Source organism: Mycobacterium gordonae, from assembly GCF_001417955.2.
In the GTDB taxonomy this organism is placed as follows: domain Bacteria; phylum Actinomycetota; class Actinomycetes; order Mycobacteriales; family Mycobacteriaceae; genus Mycobacterium; species Mycobacterium gordonae_B.
In genome coordinates this window covers 14,947-31,986 of the sequence record NZ_LKTM01000357.1, presented here as the reverse complement: position 1 = coordinate 31,986, position 17,040 = coordinate 14,947, and the positions used below count along the sequence as shown (strand labels likewise).

12 protein-coding genes are annotated in these 17,040 nt (G+C 65.0%); 6 read left to right on the top strand and 6 right to left on the bottom strand.

What is annotated here, in order from left to right; genetic code table 11:
- Both AO501_RS28165 and AO501_RS28160 read left to right on the top strand, forming a co-directional pair.
- Positions 1 to 1,816, top strand: a 1,816-nt coding sequence (locus tag AO501_RS28165) for an alkaline phosphatase family protein (RefSeq protein WP_156452831.1), incomplete at its 5' end; no start/stop codon positions are given.
- 6 nt (positions 1,817 to 1,822) lie between these two features.
- Positions 1,823 to 3,028, top strand: a complete 1,206-nt coding sequence (locus tag AO501_RS28160) for an MFS transporter (protein ID WP_055580861.1) — start codon at positions 1,823 to 1,825, stop codon at positions 3,026 to 3,028.
- Here AO501_RS28160 and AO501_RS28155 read toward each other — a convergent pair.
- From AO501_RS28155 to AO501_RS28140, 5 genes are all read right to left on the bottom strand, one after another.
- Positions 2,949 to 4,574, bottom strand: coding sequence for an APC family permease (locus AO501_RS28155; RefSeq protein WP_156452830.1), 1,626 nt, complete (start codon positions 4,572 to 4,574; stop codon positions 2,949 to 2,951). The two genes, AO501_RS28160 and AO501_RS28155, sit on opposite strands and share 80 nt — an antisense overlap.
- A gap of 5 nt (positions 4,575 to 4,579) precedes the next feature.
- Entirely contained in the window at positions 4,580 to 5,965 is a 1,386-nt protein-coding gene (locus tag AO501_RS28150) for a WS/DGAT/MGAT family O-acyltransferase (protein ID WP_055580860.1), read from the bottom strand.
- Positions 5,962 to 7,803, bottom strand: coding sequence for an AMP-dependent synthetase/ligase (locus AO501_RS28145; RefSeq protein WP_055580859.1), 1,842 nt, complete (start codon positions 7,801 to 7,803; stop codon positions 5,962 to 5,964). The genes AO501_RS28150 and AO501_RS28145 overlap by 4 nt, the downstream gene beginning before the upstream one ends.
- A gap of 106 nt (positions 7,804 to 7,909) precedes the next feature.
- A complete protein-coding gene (locus tag AO501_RS40860) occupies positions 7,910 to 8,005 on the bottom strand; it encodes a hypothetical protein (protein ID WP_231752634.1) in 96 nt (31 codons plus the stop codon).
- A gap of 149 nt (positions 8,006 to 8,154) precedes the next feature.
- Positions 8,155 to 10,731, bottom strand: a complete 2,577-nt coding sequence (locus tag AO501_RS28140) for an SEC-C domain-containing protein (protein ID WP_055580858.1) — start codon at positions 10,729 to 10,731, stop codon at positions 8,155 to 8,157.
- Positions 10,732 to 10,929: 198 nt separating this feature from the next.
- On the opposite strand from AO501_RS28140, the gene AO501_RS28135 reads away from it, so the two are divergent.
- The gene (locus tag AO501_RS28135) at positions 10,930 to 12,183 is read left to right on the top strand and encodes a hypothetical protein (RefSeq protein WP_055580864.1); all 1,254 of its coding nucleotides are present in this window, start codon (positions 10,930 to 10,932) and stop codon (positions 12,181 to 12,183) included.
- Between the two features lie 76 nt (positions 12,184 to 12,259).
- Here the strand turns inward: AO501_RS28135 and AO501_RS28130 are convergent, their stop codons facing one another.
- The gene (locus AO501_RS28130) at positions 12,260 to 13,933 is read right to left on the bottom strand and encodes an ATP-binding domain-containing protein (protein WP_055580857.1); all 1,674 of its coding nucleotides are present in this window, start codon (positions 13,931 to 13,933) and stop codon (positions 12,260 to 12,262) included.
- Positions 13,934 to 14,319: 386 nt separating this feature from the next.
- Here AO501_RS28130 and AO501_RS28125 point away from each other — a divergent pair, with 386 nt between their 5' ends.
- The 3 genes from AO501_RS28125 (at position 14,320) to AO501_RS28115 (ending at position 17,004) form a co-directional block, all read left to right on the top strand.
- Positions 14,320 to 15,063, top strand: a complete 744-nt coding sequence (locus tag AO501_RS28125) for an ankyrin repeat domain-containing protein (RefSeq protein ID WP_055580856.1) — start codon at positions 14,320 to 14,322, stop codon at positions 15,061 to 15,063.
- Between the two features lie 130 nt (positions 15,064 to 15,193).
- Positions 15,194 to 15,535 (top strand): DUF732 domain-containing protein, encoded by a 342-nt coding sequence (locus AO501_RS28120; RefSeq protein WP_055580855.1) that lies wholly within the window; start codon positions 15,194 to 15,196, stop codon positions 15,533 to 15,535.
- A 149-nt stretch (positions 15,536 to 15,684) separates the two neighbouring features.
- Positions 15,685 to 17,004: a hypothetical protein gene (locus AO501_RS28115; protein WP_055580854.1), complete on the top strand. Its 1,320-nt coding sequence runs from the start codon at positions 15,685 to 15,687 to the stop codon at positions 17,002 to 17,004.
- The last annotated feature ends 36 nt before the right edge of the window (positions 17,005 to 17,040 follow it).

Here is a 17,040-nt window from a genome sequence, read left to right as displayed (position 1 = left end):
CGGCGGGGCGGGCGGCCGCGGCGGGGCAGGCGGCGCTGTGTTGGGCAACGGCGGCGCCGGCGGTACCGGCGCCGAAGCTGCCCCAGGCTCCTTCAGCGGAGACGGCGGCGTCGGCGGCAGTGCCCAATTGATCGGTACCGGCGGCAACGGCGGAAACGCGGGCAACGCCGCGATGCTGAATCTACTGGGCGGCCCGGGCACCGTCGGCAGCGGCGGGCTTCTCTTGGGCGTCAACGGAATTCCCGGGTTGCCGATGAGCCCGAACCTGTTGGTCAACGGAAACTTCGAGATCGCGACCCCGTCACCGTCGGGCACCAGCTCGGTGACCTACCCAGGCTGGTCGGTGAGCGGCACGCCGACCATCATCGCCTACGGCACGCCGCGCGTCAGTTACGTGCTGGGAGTCTCGTTCCCGTTCCCGGATCTGCCGAGTTTCCTGGGCTTCCCCGGCACGGCGCCGCCGGGGGCCGGCGCCAATTTCGGCGGCGGCGGACCCGTGGCTACCTCCGGCATCAGCCAAAGAGTCGACCTCAGCGCCGCGACCGCCAAGATCAACACCGGCACAACGCCTTACACGCTCAGCGGTCTGCTCGGCGGTGCGCTCATCGACCCGTCCTCGACCGCCCTGCAGGTCACCTTCTTCAACTCGAGCGGAGCGGTACTGGGCACCGGTTCGACGACAACGGTCTCGGCGCTGGATCGTCTGGGGATCACCGGATTACAGCCACGATCGGTCTCCGGAACCATCCCGGTGGGCACCACGTCTGCGGTCGTCACCGCCACGTTCAACGACAGCAACCCCATCACGAACCACTACAACAACGCCTACGCCGACAACCTGTCGTTCACCGTCGGCGCTCCCGGCCTGGGCCCGGCACCGCTGACCGTGCCGTACTCCAACGTCGGCCAACTCGATCACGTCTTCCTGATCTACATGGAGAATCACGGCTTCACCGACATCGTCGGCAGTGTGAACGCCCCGTACATCAACAGCCTGCTCGGCACCTACGGGTCGGCCGACAACTACTACGCCAACAGTCACCCGAGTGCCCCCAACTACTTCCGGGTCCTCGGCGGCTCGGACTTCGGACTGACCTACAACCCCAACCCACCGTCGATCAACGCGCCCAGCCTTATGCAGGAGATGGATGGCGCAGGCATCTCGTGGGCCAACTACGCGCAGAGCATGCCGTACCCCGGCGCGCTGGTGTCCTCGGGTGACTACAGCACGTTCCAGATTCCCGCCGCTCAGTACAGTTACGTCTTCAACAACACGGTGGCCTACCAGCAGCAGCATCTACTTCCGCTGACGCAGTTGAGTACCGATCTGCAGAACGCGAGCACCACCCCGCGGTTCAGCTGGATCGTCGCCAACAACGCCAATGACATGGAAGGGCCGGTTGATTCGCCGCTGGGCATCGTCGACTTCCTCGGCAGCCAGCTCACCAACCACCAGTACAACGTCGCCGCCGGCGACCAGTTCCTGCAACAGCAGGTCTCGCTCATTCAGAACTCCACCGCCTGGAACACCGCGGGTCAGCGCGACGCGATCATCATCACCTGGGACGAGGACTTCAACAACCTGGGACTGGGAATCGGCAACCAGGGCAACCACGTTCCCATGATCGTCATCCCCAACCAGGGCGCCATCACGGCGGGGATGCTGTCCGGGCAGTTCGTGACGCATGGCTACGGCGACCAGTACAGCTTGATGTCGACAATCGAGTATGCGCTGGGTCCGGCGCCGGGAGTTCCGTTGGCGCCGTTGACGATGAATGACAAGTATGCGACGCCGCTGAATGGGTTCTGGTCGTAGCGGGCGTTGAACCAGGAAGAGGCGACCCGACCGGCACGCTCGGGACCGACCTGGCTCACCCCCAACGTGCGGGTGCTCTCGGCGGTGTCGTTCCTGCAGGACAGCGCCAGTGAGCTGCTGTATCCGCTGCTGCCGATCTACCTCACGGCCGTGCTGGGTGCTCCCCCGTCCGTGGTGGGAGCCGTCGAGGGCGTGGCCGAGGGTGCGGCTTCACTTACGAAACTCGCGGCCGGCCCGCTGGGCGACAGGTTTGCGCGACGCCCACTGATCACCACCGGTTATGGGATGGCGGCGCTCGGCAAGGTGATCATCGCGGTGGCCGTGGCATGGCCGGGTGTGCTCGCGGGTCGCGTTGTGGATCGGCTCGGCAAGGGTATTCGCGGCGCACCGCGGGACGCGCTGCTGGTCGACCAGGTGGACGAGGCGTTGCGCGGCCGCGTGTTCGGTTTCCACCGTGCGATGGACACGTTGGGCGCCGTCGTCGGTCCGCTGCTGGGCCTGGCATGCTACGAGCTGCTCGACCACAAGATAAAGCCGCTGCTGTATGTCGCGATCGTGCCCGCCGTCCTGAGCGTGGCGCTCATGTTCCTGGTGCGGGAGCGCAGAAGTCCGGTGCCGCGAGCACAGCGGCAGCCCATGTGGGCCGGCGTGCGCACCTTGCCATCGCCGTACTGGCGGGTGACCGCACTGCTCGTCGGCTTCAGCGTGGTGAACTTCCCCGATGCCCTGCTGTTGTTGCGGCTCAACGAGATCGGCTTCTCGGTGGTGGAGGTGATCCTGGGCTACGTTGGCTACAACGCGGTCTACGCCCTGGCCAGCTACCCGGCCGGAGCGCTCGCCGACCGCATCGGCAGACCGGCTTTGTTCGGCTTCGGTCTGACGTTCTTCGCAATCGGCTACATCGGTCTGGGACTGACCACCGACACCGTGACGGCATGGCTACTAATCGGCGCCTACGGCCTGTTCACCGGGTGCACCGACGGCGTGGGCAAAGCCTGGATCTCGGGACTCGTCGACCAGGAGTACCAGGCCAGCGCGCAGGGCGTATTCCAGGGCGGCACCGGCCTGGGCGTACTAGCGGCCGGTTTGTGGGCGGGTTTCCTGTGGGGTTCGAACGGCCAACTGCCACTGCTTATTTCGGGGTTTGTCGGCGGGGTGTTCGCGGTTGTGCTGCTCGGCGGGCAGCTGGTCCGCGGTATGCGGCGCGGGTAGTGGCGGGCGCAGCACCGTCGCTGAAGGTGCCGCCGCGGAAGAAGCCGGGGGCGATCAGCCACCAGATGACCATCAGGATTACCCCGAGCAGCAGTGCGCCGATCCCGACCGCCGCGACCGCGCCGACCCCGAGGATCGTGACGTTGTTGCCGCCGTCGTCTGTCAACCAGCCGGGCCTCGCGTACTGGATGAGCCCGTAGCCGAAAACGATCAGTAAGGCCGAACCGCCCAACAGCGGAACGACGCCACGAATCACGAAGTCCCGCAACGACCTGGTGAAGGCCTTGCGGTAGTACCACGCACACGCGAACCCGGTGAGCCCGTAGTAGAACGCGATCATCAAGCCGACCGATCCGATCAACGCGGTGAGCAGGTTGGCACTGATGAGGGTGAACAGGACGTAGCAAGGGGCCGAAACCACACCGATCACGATGGTGGATGTGGTCGGTGTGAGGTAGCGCTGATGGATCTTCGCGAACGAGTCAGGCAGCGCGCGGAAAGCCGCCATCGACAGAGTGGTGCGCGCGGTCTGCAAGATCGTCGCCTGCGTCGAGGCGGCGGCAGACATCAGAATCGACGCCGCCAGCAATAGCAGTGCAATCTTGCCGAAGACGCTGTTGCCGAACAATTCCGGACCGATGGCTGCGAAGACGTCTTTGGAGTTGTGCGGATTCCCCAACCCGATTCCCGTCGTCCCGACACCGGCGAACGCGACGGCCGACACGGTCACCAGGGCGTAGGTTCCCAGGAGCAGGAACGTCGAGATGACGCCGGCGCGGCCCGGCGTGCGGGCGGGGTCGGCGGACTCCTCGTTTAACGTCACGGCGGTGTCCCAGCCCCAGTACATGAAGATGGCCAGGAGAACTGCCGGGGCGATACCCGTCCCGAAATCAAGTCCGTCCGGCCAGAACCAGGACGGCGACGGACGCAGTGAATTCGCCTGGGCGCTATGGGTGTACACCCTGAGCAGCGCCACCACCGAAAACACCATCAGCATCAGGATTTGGATGGACAGCAGAGCGTAGAGCACCCTGGCCGAGACCTCGATGCCGCGATAGCAGACATAGGTCATCAACGCGATCCAGCAGACGCCCACGACCGTCGACCAGAACCTGTTGTCGGCCAGGTCCGCAACCGAATGCCAGCCCAGGACGCCGGCGAACCTGAACGAGTACGCCCCAGTGATCTCGACCAGGTTGGCCATCACGATCACTTCCGCGGCTATCATCCCCCAGCCGCCGAGCCATCCGACGACGGGCCCGAATGCGCGCGAAGCCCACGCGAAAGTGGTGCCACAGTCCGGTTCGGCCTTGTTCAGTTCCCGGTAGGCCACCGCGATCAAGTACATCGGGATGAACGAGATAAGAACGACGCCAGGGGCTTTGACGCCGGCCAGCTGCCCCCCGCCACTGGCCACGATCAGACCCAACGTTGCGGCCAGGCTGTACGCCGGCGCCGTGGAAGCCAAGCCGACCACCACACCGGAGAGCAGGCCGAGTACGCCGCCCTTGAGGCCTTTTCTTTCGACGGTCGTCACTGGTCGCAGTCTGATCAGTGCGCCTTCAGGCCCGCGGCCGCTTCCAGCTCCTGCAGGGCCGGCTCCATGGCGTCGGCGAGTTGGTCGATGTCGTCGGCGATTTCCGGTGTTGTGACGAAGCCGAAATTGATCAGTCGGTGGTAGCTGAAGCAGCTGACGTTCAACCCCACGCCCAACATCAGCGGTCCCACCGGCAGCAGCCGCTCGACGACCGCGCCCGCCAGATAGATCGGGTGGTCGGGCCCGGCAACGTTGGAGATGACCAGGTTGATCGGAGCGAGGTGTCCGCCGAGATGGCTTGCGGTGTAGGCACGGATCGCCAGCCCGACCAGTCCGGGCGGTGTTGTGTCGGTGAGCCCCATAGTCTGATGAGCGGTCAGAGTTTTGGTCATCTCCTTGGCGCCTTGAGAATTGGCGTAGATGGTTTTCAGGCGTTCGGCCGGCTCGGCGACGTCGGTGGCTAAGCTGATCGTCGTCGAGGTGATCTGGTTGCCCAGGTCGGTGCCGCCGTGGTGGGTGGAGATCGGGACCTGAGCCACCAGCGGCCGTTCGGGGAGTTCCCCACGGTCTTGCAGGTAGCGGCGCATCGCGCCCGAAACCAGTGCCAGTACAACGTCGTTGAGCTTCACCTCATGGGCTCGTTTGACCGCTTTGAGGCGATCCAGCGGCAGACTGCACGTGGCGACTCGCCGCTCGGGCGTGAGGTCGGTGTTGAAACGCGTCGTCGGTGCCTCGAAGAAGAGCGGCGGTTTGTTGGGCAGCCCGCGCACCGCCCACTGTTGAGACAGCGTTTGCTGGACGACCCTCAGCACGCGGTACGGGGTCTTGACCGCCACGTTGAACAGCGCGCCGAGCAGGCGCCGCTCGAATCCGGGCATGCCGGACCTAGATGCTGCGTCGGCCGTGACTACGGCTCGGCGCGGTTCGGGCGTTGCGTCGAGCATGATCTCAGTCAGCCCGGCGCCGGACACTCCGTCGATCAGGGCATGGTGCATCTTGGTCAGGGTTGCGACCCGCCCGTTCTCGACCCCCTCGATGAACCACATCTCCCACGGCGGCCTGTCGCGGTCGAGCGGGTAGGACATCAGTCGGCCGACCAGCTCGTCGAGCTCGCGGCGTCCGCCCGGTGCGGGCACCGCGATCTGGCGGACGTGATAGTGGATGTCGAGTTCGGTGTCCTCGACCAGCCACGGCCTGTCCAGACCAAAAGGCGCGCCCTTCACCCGGTGGCGCAGCACGGGGAGCTCCGGAAGGCGCTCTACGAGAAGGTCTTTGACCATGTCGAAGCCGAAGTCCGGCACGTCGGTGGGGTCGCAGATCGCCAATCCCGCGACGTGCAGGGGGCACTCGTGAGTGTCGGCGAACCAGAACGTCGCATCGAGGTTCGACAGCCGCTTCATGGTGACTTGGCGAGGTTGATGACGTCCGGGCCGGGCGTCGCGGAGTAGAGGTTGTCGACCTCGGCGGCATACTTCGCAGCGATCGGTTTGCGTTTGAGCTTCATCGTCGGGGTGAGCTCGTCGCCGCCGGGCTCCCACGAGGTGCCGAGGATCAGGAACCGTTTGATCTGCTCGACGCGGGACAGCTTGGAATTGCCCTCGATGACTGCGGCGGTGAGCATTTCGCGCGCCTCGGGATGCTGGGCGACGGCGGCCGGTGATTCGTCAGCCATGCCGAGCGCCGCGGCCTGCGCGGCGGCGGCTTCGGGATCGAGGACGATGAGCGCCGTCACATAGGGCCGTGCGTCGCCGAACGCCACGACCTGGTCGATCAATGGGGACTCGGCGCGGATCGCCATCTCGATGTTCGTCGGGGAGAGATTCTTGCCGGATTCGTTGACCAGCAGCTCCTTCTTGCGATCGACGATCGTCACGAAACCTGCTTCTATCGTGCCGATGTCACCGGTGTGCAGCCAGCCGTCGGAGTCGACCGCTTCCGCGGTCTGCTCGGGTTGATGGCGGTAGCCTCGCATCACGATCGGCCCGCGGATCAGCAGTTCGCCGTCGTCGGCCACCGAGACCTCCACGCCGTTCAGCGCCGGCCCGACCGAACCGACCCGGTTCCTACCGGGACGGTTCGAGGTCGCGCCGCCCACGCACTCCGACTCCCCCCACACTTCATAGACGGGAACGCCCAGGCCCCAGAAGAATTCGATGGTTTCGACCGGGATGGCGGCAGCACCGGTCACTCCCCAACGCAGCCGGTCCAGCCCGAGTGCTTGACGCACCTTGGCCAGCACGAGGCGATCAGCGATCGTGCGGCGGATGGCAAGTGACTTGGGCACCGACTCACCGGCCAGTGTGAGACGGGCTGCGCGTACTCCGGTGTCGATGGCCCACAACGCTAATCGGCGCTTGAGGCCGGTCGCCTCGGTCTCGAGTTTCGTCTCGATCCCGGCCTTGATCTTCTGCCACACGCGGGGCACGCCCAGCCACACCGTGGGGCGAGCATCCTGCAGCGCCTCCGCGATCGCGTGGATGTCGGCGACATCGGTAACCTGCACTCCCAGAACCATGTTGGCGTAGTGCCCGGTGACCCGGTCGGCGATGTGCGCATGCGGCAGGTAGGAGGTGATCCGGTCGGTCGGCTGCAATTCGATGAGGTCAATGATCGCCGAGAATTCGGCCATCACGTTGGCGTGGGTGAGCTCGACACCCTTGGGTGGGCCGGTGGTCCCCGAGGTGTAAATCAGCGTGGCGACGTCGTCGGGCCGGACCGCGGGCCGAGCCTTACTGAGATCGAAATCGGTCTTGGTTCCACGTGATTCGAGGTTTTCGAGGCTTCTTGAGTCGTGGGGGTCGCCGTCGACGACGATCACGTGCTCGGGTTGGCCCCCGGCCGCCTCCACGGCGGGCAGGAACTCCTGCTGGGTGAACACGACCTTGTTCCCGGCATTGCTGAATAGGTACCGGATCTGGTCCGGCGCCGAGGTGTTGTAGATCGAGAACGGGATTGCGCCCAGATGCATGGCGGCGGTGTCCACCAGATGGAACTCCGGACGGTTGCGCAGCATGATCCCGACCGTGTCACCGTGTCCGACTCCGAGGGCGGCAAGCCCGGCGGCGATGTTGCGGACTCGATCGGCGTACTGACGCCAGGTGATGACCACTTCGTCGCCGACCGTCCGGATGGCCACCGAATCCGGCTTCAGTGCCGCCGTCTCCTGGAAAGCCTGTGGCAGCGTGGACACCAGCGCTCCGCTCGGGTGCCGGACCACGGTTGGATCGGCTTCGGTCATTCCGTCCTTGCTCCTTTGGTCACGGGCATTCCTGGTAACTGCCGAGTGTCCGACGAGGGCGGTTGCGCGGCCAGAGGACAAGGTCCTTTGTTAGGAATCAGGGAAGTCACCACGGTCCGAGGTGGCGGTCGACGTCCATGGGCTGGTGTAGTACGCGCATGACATCGACGACGCCGTCGGGCACGACCCTGTAGTAAAGGATGTGTGATCCGGCGGCGAGCTTGCGGTAGCGGGCGGATCTCCTCGCAGGCCTGGCCGATCCGGGGTTTCACTGCGGCGAGTTCGATAGCGCGCTTCGCGACTTCGCAGCTAAGTTCGGCGCCGAGGATCGGGGCCGAGCACGGATCGGAGCTACCGCAGACCGAGCGCGGCGCGCAGCCGGTCGGCGTCCATGCCGCCGCGGGCGGCTTCACCGGCGGGGAAGGTGTCCAGGAGTTTGATCAGGTCGCCGCGTCGGGTGGGATCATCGGCGGCCTGGCGCGGAGTGTGGCCGGCGAGCGCCGGGATGGGTTCATCGAGCCACTTGGTCTCGTAGTCGCGGATGAACTGGCCCAGATGCGCGGCCATCTCGGGGTCGTCGGGGTCGAGCCCGTCCTCGCCGGTAAGCGGTGACCGCTTGGCCAACTCGGCGGCCTCGCGGGCGTCGCGCAGCGGGCGGCGGGAGTCATCGAGCACGTTCATTGCGGGATCGAGCCGTTCCAGCGTGGCAAGCACGCGGTCCATCCGCTTTTCGCTGTCGGCTTCCACCCGCAGCGTGTGGCCGTCGAGTACCAGGATGGCGCGGATGCGGGGCATGCCTTGGGTGGTGACGTGCTCGAACCACCGCGGCGGCTTCTCGCCGTCGACCCGGTCGTAAGTGTCGTCGAGCGCAGCCTCGATCCCGGCCGGATCGCCGACATGCACAGTGGCCTCGCAAATCGCGAGCGGATCGCCCTCGGTGTTGACCAGCGTCGGCGGCGCGAACCGGCGGCTCAGCTGTGCCACCAGCGTCACCGCGTCCGGCTCCGCGTCCAGCAGGTCGATCAGCGGGTCGCGCTCATGCAGCGCGACCGGTTCCAGCCCGCCGAAGAACTGCATGGTGTCCCCGGCAGGCACCACACGTGCGCACACCAGCTGCCCCGGCTTCAGCTGGCGGCTTGCCGCCCGCTCACGCACCTCGTGCGTGTCGCCGGTGCGCACATCGCGGACGGTGACGCCCTGGCCGGGTTGCACGTGCTCGACCTCGAACAGCGATCGGTCCACCTGTAGCCACTCCTCCGCCAGCAGCCGCTCGTCGTCAGGCAGCAGCGACCCGCGTATCTGGAGGAACTCCGCGAACGCGCCGCCCTCGAACAGCACCGCGTCCAGCACCAGCGGATCGTCCAGCGCCTCGTCGAGGGCGTCGGGATCATCGACGGCGTAGCGGGAGCGTTCGAAGGCCGCTTCGATCAACAGCTCGTTCCAGCCGTTCAGCTCTGCGTGCTGGGCCGCCTTCGCGTACAACCACGCCGCCCGCTCGGCCAGTGGCAGCTGCTCGCGCCCGAGATGGCATTTCTTGTACTTGCGGCCGGACCCGCACCAGCACAGCTGGTTTCGGCCGACGTCGCTGCGCGGCTCGGCGCGGCAGCGCGTGAGTAAGTCCATAAGCGGGTGGTCCGGCTCGGCGTCGGCGCGGCGCAGCAACGACAATGCGCGCTCGACGTCGCCGCGATCGGAGGGGAAGCGGGCCAGGTCAAGCAGCGGCAGCGGCCAGTCCGGATCCATCGACTCGGCCGCGAGCAACTCGCGTTCGGCCGCCTCGATGTCGCCGATCCGCTCCAGCGCCACCGCGCGCAGCCAGCGAGTCGCTATCCGTGCCGCGGGTGGCACTTTCGGTTCCAGCACCTGGGCGAACATGCCCAGTGCGGGAGCGCCGTCGCGACCGGTGCCGACCGTCTCGGCCAACAGCAGCTCGGCCAGTACCGGATCGGCGAGCGCGACCCCCAGCTCACCGACGATGTCGAGGAACTGGTCGTCCTCGGGCTCTGTTGTGTGGGGCTCGGTCGCACCTTCGGGAGCTGGGGTCAACTCCGGCGGCTCCTCCGCGTCGGCGGCGTCGATCAGCAGCTGCGAGATCTGTTCGTACAGCTTGACCAGTGTGAACAGCATGAACGCGTCGTCGGGGTCGAGGTCGTGTCGCTCTGCCAGCCTCGCGCACCCGCGCTCGAACTCCCAATGATCGAAATCGAAGCCCTCAGGAGCAAGCCACTCGCCGCGACGCGCCAGACCGTAGTCGTCGACGATCTCGCTCAAGGGCGGCAACGGCTCCGTGAACGCCGTCGGGTCCTCGACACACGCTGTCCATACAGCCGCATCGAAGTACGTCGGTTCGTCGGCGTCGAGCGTCGCCGCCAGCCGGGCGCCTACGGCGGTGTGCGAAGGCGCTGCGACCCGCTCGAACGCGAGTCCAAGTTCGGTCTGCCGCACCCCGAGCAGATCGCCCTCGGCGACGCCTAACGCCTCCAGCGTGCCTGGCATCAGGAGCAGCGCCCCGAGCGGGTCGACCACCTCGGGCGGGATGCCCCGCTGCTCGAGCAGATCGTCGTCGAACTCTTCCAGCACGACCCGCGCCGGCGACCCGTCGGCGAACCGAGCATACTCCTCGTACTCGCAGAGCGCCGTGATCGGGTCCAGGTCTGGGGTCACAGTGAGTATGTCGTAGGCCGCCTCGGCTGTGCCGAGCCGGTGCGTGAACACCCGCCCGGCGACCACAGTCGGCAGCCACACCCACCGATCGTCGACCAACTGCCTTGCTGGACAATGGATTTCGTCGAGAACTTCGTCCATCGCGGTTTCCGGATCGGCCACTCCGCTGTCCCGCAGCCGTCGCGCGATGCCATCGTCGTCCAATGGGCCGTGATCGGCCAGAATTCTCGCAAGGGTCCGCTTCGCGTCTAACGCCTCCACCACGGCGACAGCCTATGCCGCGGCCGGCCGACGGCTGCGACTACTCCTCGTCCTGGGTGAACTTCTGCCCAATAGAGGCCAAACCCGAGTTCTCGGATGGCGGCACGCGTGTAGTGTCCGCTCTCGTCAGCCGACGCGCGCCTGCAAAACTCTCGGCCCGCTCGCTTACCTGCCGACGGGGGTGCCGTGAGCGAATACGAGATGTCCGACGTGTCGGGGAGCGTCGATGACGACGAGGTCGTGGTGGCGTTCCACGACGAGGTCCTGCTGATCGGCGGCGGTCCTGCCGCGGTCGAGTCCTACCTCACGCGGCTGCAGGCGAACGCCGGGCGAGCCATCCGAGTCGCTGGGACTCACGGCGCCTCACTCGCGAACGCGGCGAGCAGACTCGCTGGGCTGTTGTCGGTCCTCGCTAACTCCGGCAAGTACGTTCAGTTGCAGCCCGCAAGCCTGGACGCGTTGAAAAACGCCAATTTAGTTCCCAGCGCCGACGGCTTTTTCCGGCTGATGAATGCCGGTGGCGATGGCCAGCTCCCGGCCCCACTTCAGTGGCGACCGGCGGGCCTCGGCCCGGAAGCGATGGTGTCGGCGCAGATGATCGCGGTACAGCTGGCGTTGACTTCCGCGATCGCTCAGGTGGAAGACGCCGTCCGTCGCGTGGAGGACAAGGTCGAATTAGTGCTCGAAGTCGCCAGGGCACAGCGTGCCGGCGACGTGCTTGGCAATAACCTGACCCTTTCGCGGATGGTCGCGTCATTGGAAAGGTACGGGTCACTACCCGATGCGTATTGGGATTCGGTGGCTGCTCTTGGACCGGCGCTCAACGTCACCGTCGAGCAACTGCGGAACCATGTCGGCCGCATCCTGGCGTCTTTCGATGTCGACTTGCCGGTGCAGCAGCGCGCCGAGAAATTGCGAAATGCGATCAACGACAACCGACTTGGTGACACGTTGAGCCTGCTGGTGATCGCAGAAGAAGCGCTGCACAAATGGCAGCGCCTGAGCCTCGCGCGAGTCGCGTCGACGCAACCCGAGCAGTTGCTGCGTGCGATCGATGAAGCTCGCGAGCTCGTCGACCATCATCTGCTTGAAGACGTCGACATTTACCGGAAGGCAAAGGAAGTACTCGACCGGTTCGGCAAGTCCAAGGCCATCGACGGCTTTCGCTTCAACTCGGTGCGGGAGTTGGCCACCCAGCGTTCAGCTCTGCGCGACGAGCTCGACAATTTCGCGAAGGCCCGCCATCACCAGGTCGAGGACTGGGAGGACTTCCACATTCCGAGCGTGCTCGACGCCGCCGTCGCGACCATCGGAGTGGTCGCGACCACCACGAACCATGTCCTCGCGGCCGCCGGCCACGGTCTTGTCCGCTTGGGCGCGCTGCTGACAGAGCCGTTGCGGGACAAACATTCTGGAGAATCAGAGCACGTTGAGGACTCTGAATCGCTCAGGTGATGGGGATGCGGATCTTTGAGCCGGCCGCCGAGATTCGCTTCAGACCGCCACATAACGCCGGGCGCCAGAGCCGAATCTATTCCGCAGGAAGTTGCAGCCTGCGAGCGAGATCCGGGCCGCCTACTTCGCGGATAAAGTCTGGGTCCCCACACACCACAAGTTGATCGCGAGCCCGAGACAGCCCGACATAGAGCCGCTCCCGCGAGCGCTCGAACGCCGCCTGCTCATTGACGACGAGCACTATCGCGCGCCGCTCAAGTCCCTTGAAGCCCAGCACATGTCCATAGAACACCTGCTCTGCATCCCAGAAGCTGTCCCAGTAGGCGGTGTTTCCCGCTGCTTGTCGCTCTTTCTGCTCGGGGTGTCGGCTGCCCGTGGTCAACAGAGCAACATCTTCTGGGCGCCATCCTTCGTCTAGGAGTCGGTCGATCTCGTCGTCGCCGAAATCCATCGCATCTTCGCGCGAGCAGGCAATGAACTTCACGGCGGGGCCGTCGCCGCCGAGGAAACGCATCGGGTGATCGACCAGCGGTTGAAACGCGTTGGCGATCTGCTTGGTGTTGCGCACGTTGTGGTCCAAGATCAAGGGCACCAGCGGAACCGGCGGGGAGCCGTGCCGGCTGAAAACCCGCTGCCCCTCGTCGCTGAAGACGTAGAGTCCGCCTGATTCCTCGTCCTTGAGCGCTGCGAGCAACGGGTCCCACCAGGCGTCGGCGAAGTCCTGCGCTTCATCGACCACAATCGAGTCATAGCGGTGGCCGGGCGCCAGTTGCCCTGCCAGCTCGGCCATCTGCTGCGGCAGGTCATGTTCCCAGAATTGCACGGTCTGCTCGGTGCGCAACGATTCGTCCGGGCCCTCCGGTGCGCCCCACAGCACCCCCAACGCGTGGAACTCGCCGACGTAGGCGGGCCTCTGGCGCCGGGGCCAGGCCGCGCTGACGCGCTCGAGGTATGACGCCAGGCCATGCGAGTAACACACGAGTGCCACCCGTTGACCCTGCTGCGCAAGACGGCGGGCCTGCTCCATGGCCAGGAAGGTCTTGCCGCTGCCGGCACCGCCGCGCACTTCCACCCGGTTGATGAGGCGGATAGCGTCGAGGATGACCGATTGATGCCCGGTGAGGGTGTCGGCTGTGTCCTCGTTGGCGAGCGCACGGGCCACGACGTCGCGTTGGGGTAATCCCCTGCCGCTCAACACGGTGCCGAGTTGACCGATCCCGTCCTCGGTGAGCAGCGGCCGGTCGAGTTCCTGACGAATGAGGATATTGCGCAGTTTGTGGACGAGCGTGGGGAGGTCGGTGCGGTCGATGATCTTCCAGCGGGGGCATTCCGGTAGTGAAAAATTATCCGGTAGTTCAACATTGGGCAGAACGACGACGTGGTCCCACCGCATTCGGGCCTGCGTCCAGCGTGGGTCGCTTTCGACGTAGCTGCGCAGCGCGTAACAAGCCTCACGCGCCTGGCGGACCGGCTCAATGTTGAATTGCTTGGCGCCGCGGATCTGGCACCAGCCTTCACCGTCATGCCAGACTTCACCGCCCTTGACCTCCAGGCAGACGATGCCGGCGCCCTCGATGCCGACGACGAAGTCGACCTCATGGTCTTTGAGATGGTCGGTGACGCGCTGGTTGGGGATCACCACGTCGTCAGGCTGCAGTTGGTCGGTCAGCGTGTGGTAGACGCAGCGTTCGGCACCGTTGAGCAGGCGCGGGGTTGCGGCCCGCAGCCGCGTCGACTCAGTTTCCGCCATTCCACGATTGAACAACGTAGCGGTGACATGTAGTCAAGATTCGCACTAGCACCGTCGTCGCAACTCGCTGGCTCAGTTGTCTCACCGACTTTGATGAAACGCCGTCCGCGGCGGAAGCTGTCAGGTCTTTCGACTCACCTGAAGGCGGGGCGGGGCTGCTGATGACTTCCACCCAGCACGTGGACGTGAAGAACCGGGTGACGCGGAAATGCGCGGCATGGCCCATACGCACCGCCCCGGCGGACAACCCCGCTTATGCGTGGCGAGCTATATAAAGGGCGGGACGATTTGCACCCACAGTATTTCTCGGCGGGGCAGGGCTGCCCGATCCTTGAATTGGCTTAGCCTCGCAGATACTCGATGACTTCGCGGAAGGAGGGAACGTCATGACTGTGCCAGAGAACGTACCGGCCGACGAACCCTTCGTCTGGCGCGGGATACTCGACCCTGACCTGTTGTTCGACGACGACGTGTCGGCGAATCATGAATGCGCCGATGCGGCCAAAGTAGGTGACTGGGCAACAGTATTCGAACTGCTCGACGACGACGAACTACACGTGGACATCAATGGGTGGCGGCCCGGCGGGACCACCTGGTTCACCGTCTTGCACCAAGCCGCTTGGCACGGCGCACCCAACGAAGTCGCCGCCGAACTAATCCAACGTGGCGCCTTGAAGTCACTCACCGACGCTCGTGGACGCACCGCCCACGACATCCGGTGCGAACGGGACCTCAAAGCGGTTCACCCCAAAGACATTGCCGCACAACAGCGCAAATCGCTCATTCTGCGCACGCGCTATCTCAAGCCACCGCCTTCCCCTCTGGCGCGATACGAAGTCCGCGCGCTCGAGTGGCACCTCGCCGAAGTCATCGACAGCCGCATCTGTGGCGTGCTCTATGACGGCCGCGATCCGCAACGAGTTCTGCGATACCCTCCCGTGGAGATCTTGCATGAGGTACCGGGCCAACGCATATGGTTCCCCGTGCCCGGGATGTACGGGGGCTTCGACATCACGTTGGTGCAGAACCGTCTCGATGTGAAGAGTTGGTGCCGCGTTGTGGGCGGTTCGGGACAGGCACATGTGGTCACGACGCAGGGCGCGATTCTGGTCGATCAAGGATTCGTGTAGTCCCGGCAGCAAACCCCTGCACAGCTGTTCGACTTCCTCGTTCGCCGACCCCTGCGCCTTTCGCTGTCGGGATTTTCTTGTCGGTGGCCAATCGTATTCTTTGCTCCTCGGCGCAATGCGAGGGGGAAAAATGCGCGGACGTGGGGTTATTGCGGGAGTGCTCGCAACATGCGGGTCATTGGCGTTGTCGGGGCCGGCTCGGGCCGACCAGTACGACTTCATCTCCGAGCTGGACAACTCGGGGGTGAGCTATGCGTCTATCACCGACATGATCGGTATCGGAAAGGAGCTCTGCCACGACCTCCGAAGCGACGTGTCACCTTCCTTGGTGCTCGGCAAGCTACGCAGGACGGGTTTCGCACCGACCGAGGCGGCGATCATCCTGACCGCGGCCGTGAACAACTTGTGTCCGGACACCAAGTCCTTGGTTGTCGCCTGGGCACGTGGGAACGGCTATACCGGTCCGGCGTGAGGGTGTAGACGAGCCAAATTCCCCAAGAAGCTATCTGGACCACGCGGGTGCGGTTTCATCGAAACTGTCTCCGCCGTTCGCTACGCTCCCCAGGTTTGTCGGCCAACTTCAATAGGGTATGCCCCAGAGCGATGAGGAGGGTCGAAGAAGTGACCGATGAAAATAGCGTACCCGCGCCCGTGTGGATGCTTGCTACCGAGGACGTCGCCATCCCGGACGTTATCGGCGACGGGGCCATGACGTCCGAACGCCTCGCCGATTTGCGCAAAGTGTTAGTCGCGCTCGCAGACTCTCCGATCGCGACGTTGGAGGCACACCCGATCACCAACAAGCGCCCTCACGGCAACGGCATCGCGCTCCAGGCCGCGAGTCCATTGGCCCAGAACCTTTCTCAACTCGTGACTCAGACGGCGAAATCGGCCCCCTCGGCAGCGAACGCTGCTGGCTCCGGCGAAGTCTTGTATCGAATGGTGGTGCCCGCAAAGGTCGCGGCGCAGGTCGGCAACGGCTTGGTTCGCCCGATGGCTTCGAAAGCTGCCGCCGGCGGTGTGCGCAGTTCGCTAGTCAACTCGAGCGGGATAGTCGCGCAATCGAGTTTCGTACCCGTCACCGGTCAGGCGGCAGCCGCCGGCGCAGCGACAGGGGCGGCCGGTGCGGTTGGCGGGGTCGCGGCAGGCACCGCGGCGCTTACAGTTGCAGCCCCACTCGTACTGATGGCAGTCGCCCTTGGCGTCAGTGCATACGCCGATCACAAGCGTGAGCAGGCAATGGAACGCATTACCGACTTGCTCGAGAAACTGCACGAAGACAAGCTGGAAGATGAACGTAACCAACTCGACGGCTGCCGCGACGCCATCCAGAAGGCGACAGCCGTCTTACTCGATCAGGGCCGAGTGGGTGCTGCGTTGGGGCTCGACTCCGCGGTCTATGCGATCAATGTTGCAATTGAGCGCGCAGCTCGCCGGGTGAGCAAATGGCAACGTGCGCTGACCGACATCCGCGGACCTGTTGAGCTCGCCACAATACTCAAGTCATTTCCCGGTGTCATCGAGGACGACGGCGGGGAATTCCGCGCTCACGTGGAACTTGCCAACCTTGCTATAGCGCTCAAGCGGCGTGTGCTCGTGCTGCAAGCCGTCGAACATGCACAGCTCGAGGGCGCTAACCACCCGTTCAAAACGTTCATTCAGACCTTGAAGGACGACGAGCGGCGCGTTAACGACTTGGAGTCCGGGATAGTCAACGTGTTGCGTGGTTTAGCAGAGATCGAGCTGAAGCGGTACGGCGGGATCAGGAGCGCCGTCTTCATGCCGCGCGAGGTCGATGACCTCCTCCGAGCGGCATATCGACTTCGTGCCTTCGGAAACGAAGTCGATGCTCACGATCATCAGGGCGACGTCGAAATCGATATTGAACGAAAAGCAGACGGTTCAGTCATTGTATTCCCGGCTGTCGAGGCATCGTCCTGAGGGGTGTCGGTCGTAAGGCCGCTGATGGGCTACGTC

Excerpts from the sequence above, each read along its gene's own strand:
- AO501_RS28130 (WP_055580857.1), bottom strand. The coding sequence starts at position 13,933 with ATGGCGGAAACTGAGTCGACGCGGCTGCGGGCCGCAACCCCGCGCCTG.
- AO501_RS28145 (WP_055580859.1), bottom strand. The coding sequence starts at position 7,803 with ATGACCGAAGCCGATCCAACCGTGGTCCGGCACCCGAGCGGAGCGCTG.
- AO501_RS28150 (WP_055580860.1), bottom strand. The coding sequence starts at position 5,965 with ATGAAGCGGCTGTCGAACCTCGATGCGACGTTCTGGTTCGCCGACACT.
- AO501_RS28125 (WP_055580856.1), top strand. The coding sequence starts at position 14,320 with ATGACTGTGCCAGAGAACGTACCGGCCGACGAACCCTTCGTCTGGCGC.
- AO501_RS28135 (WP_055580864.1), top strand. The coding sequence starts at position 10,930 with ATGTCCGACGTGTCGGGGAGCGTCGATGACGACGAGGTCGTGGTGGCG.
- AO501_RS28120 (WP_055580855.1), top strand. The coding sequence starts at position 15,194 with ATGCGCGGACGTGGGGTTATTGCGGGAGTGCTCGCAACATGCGGGTCA.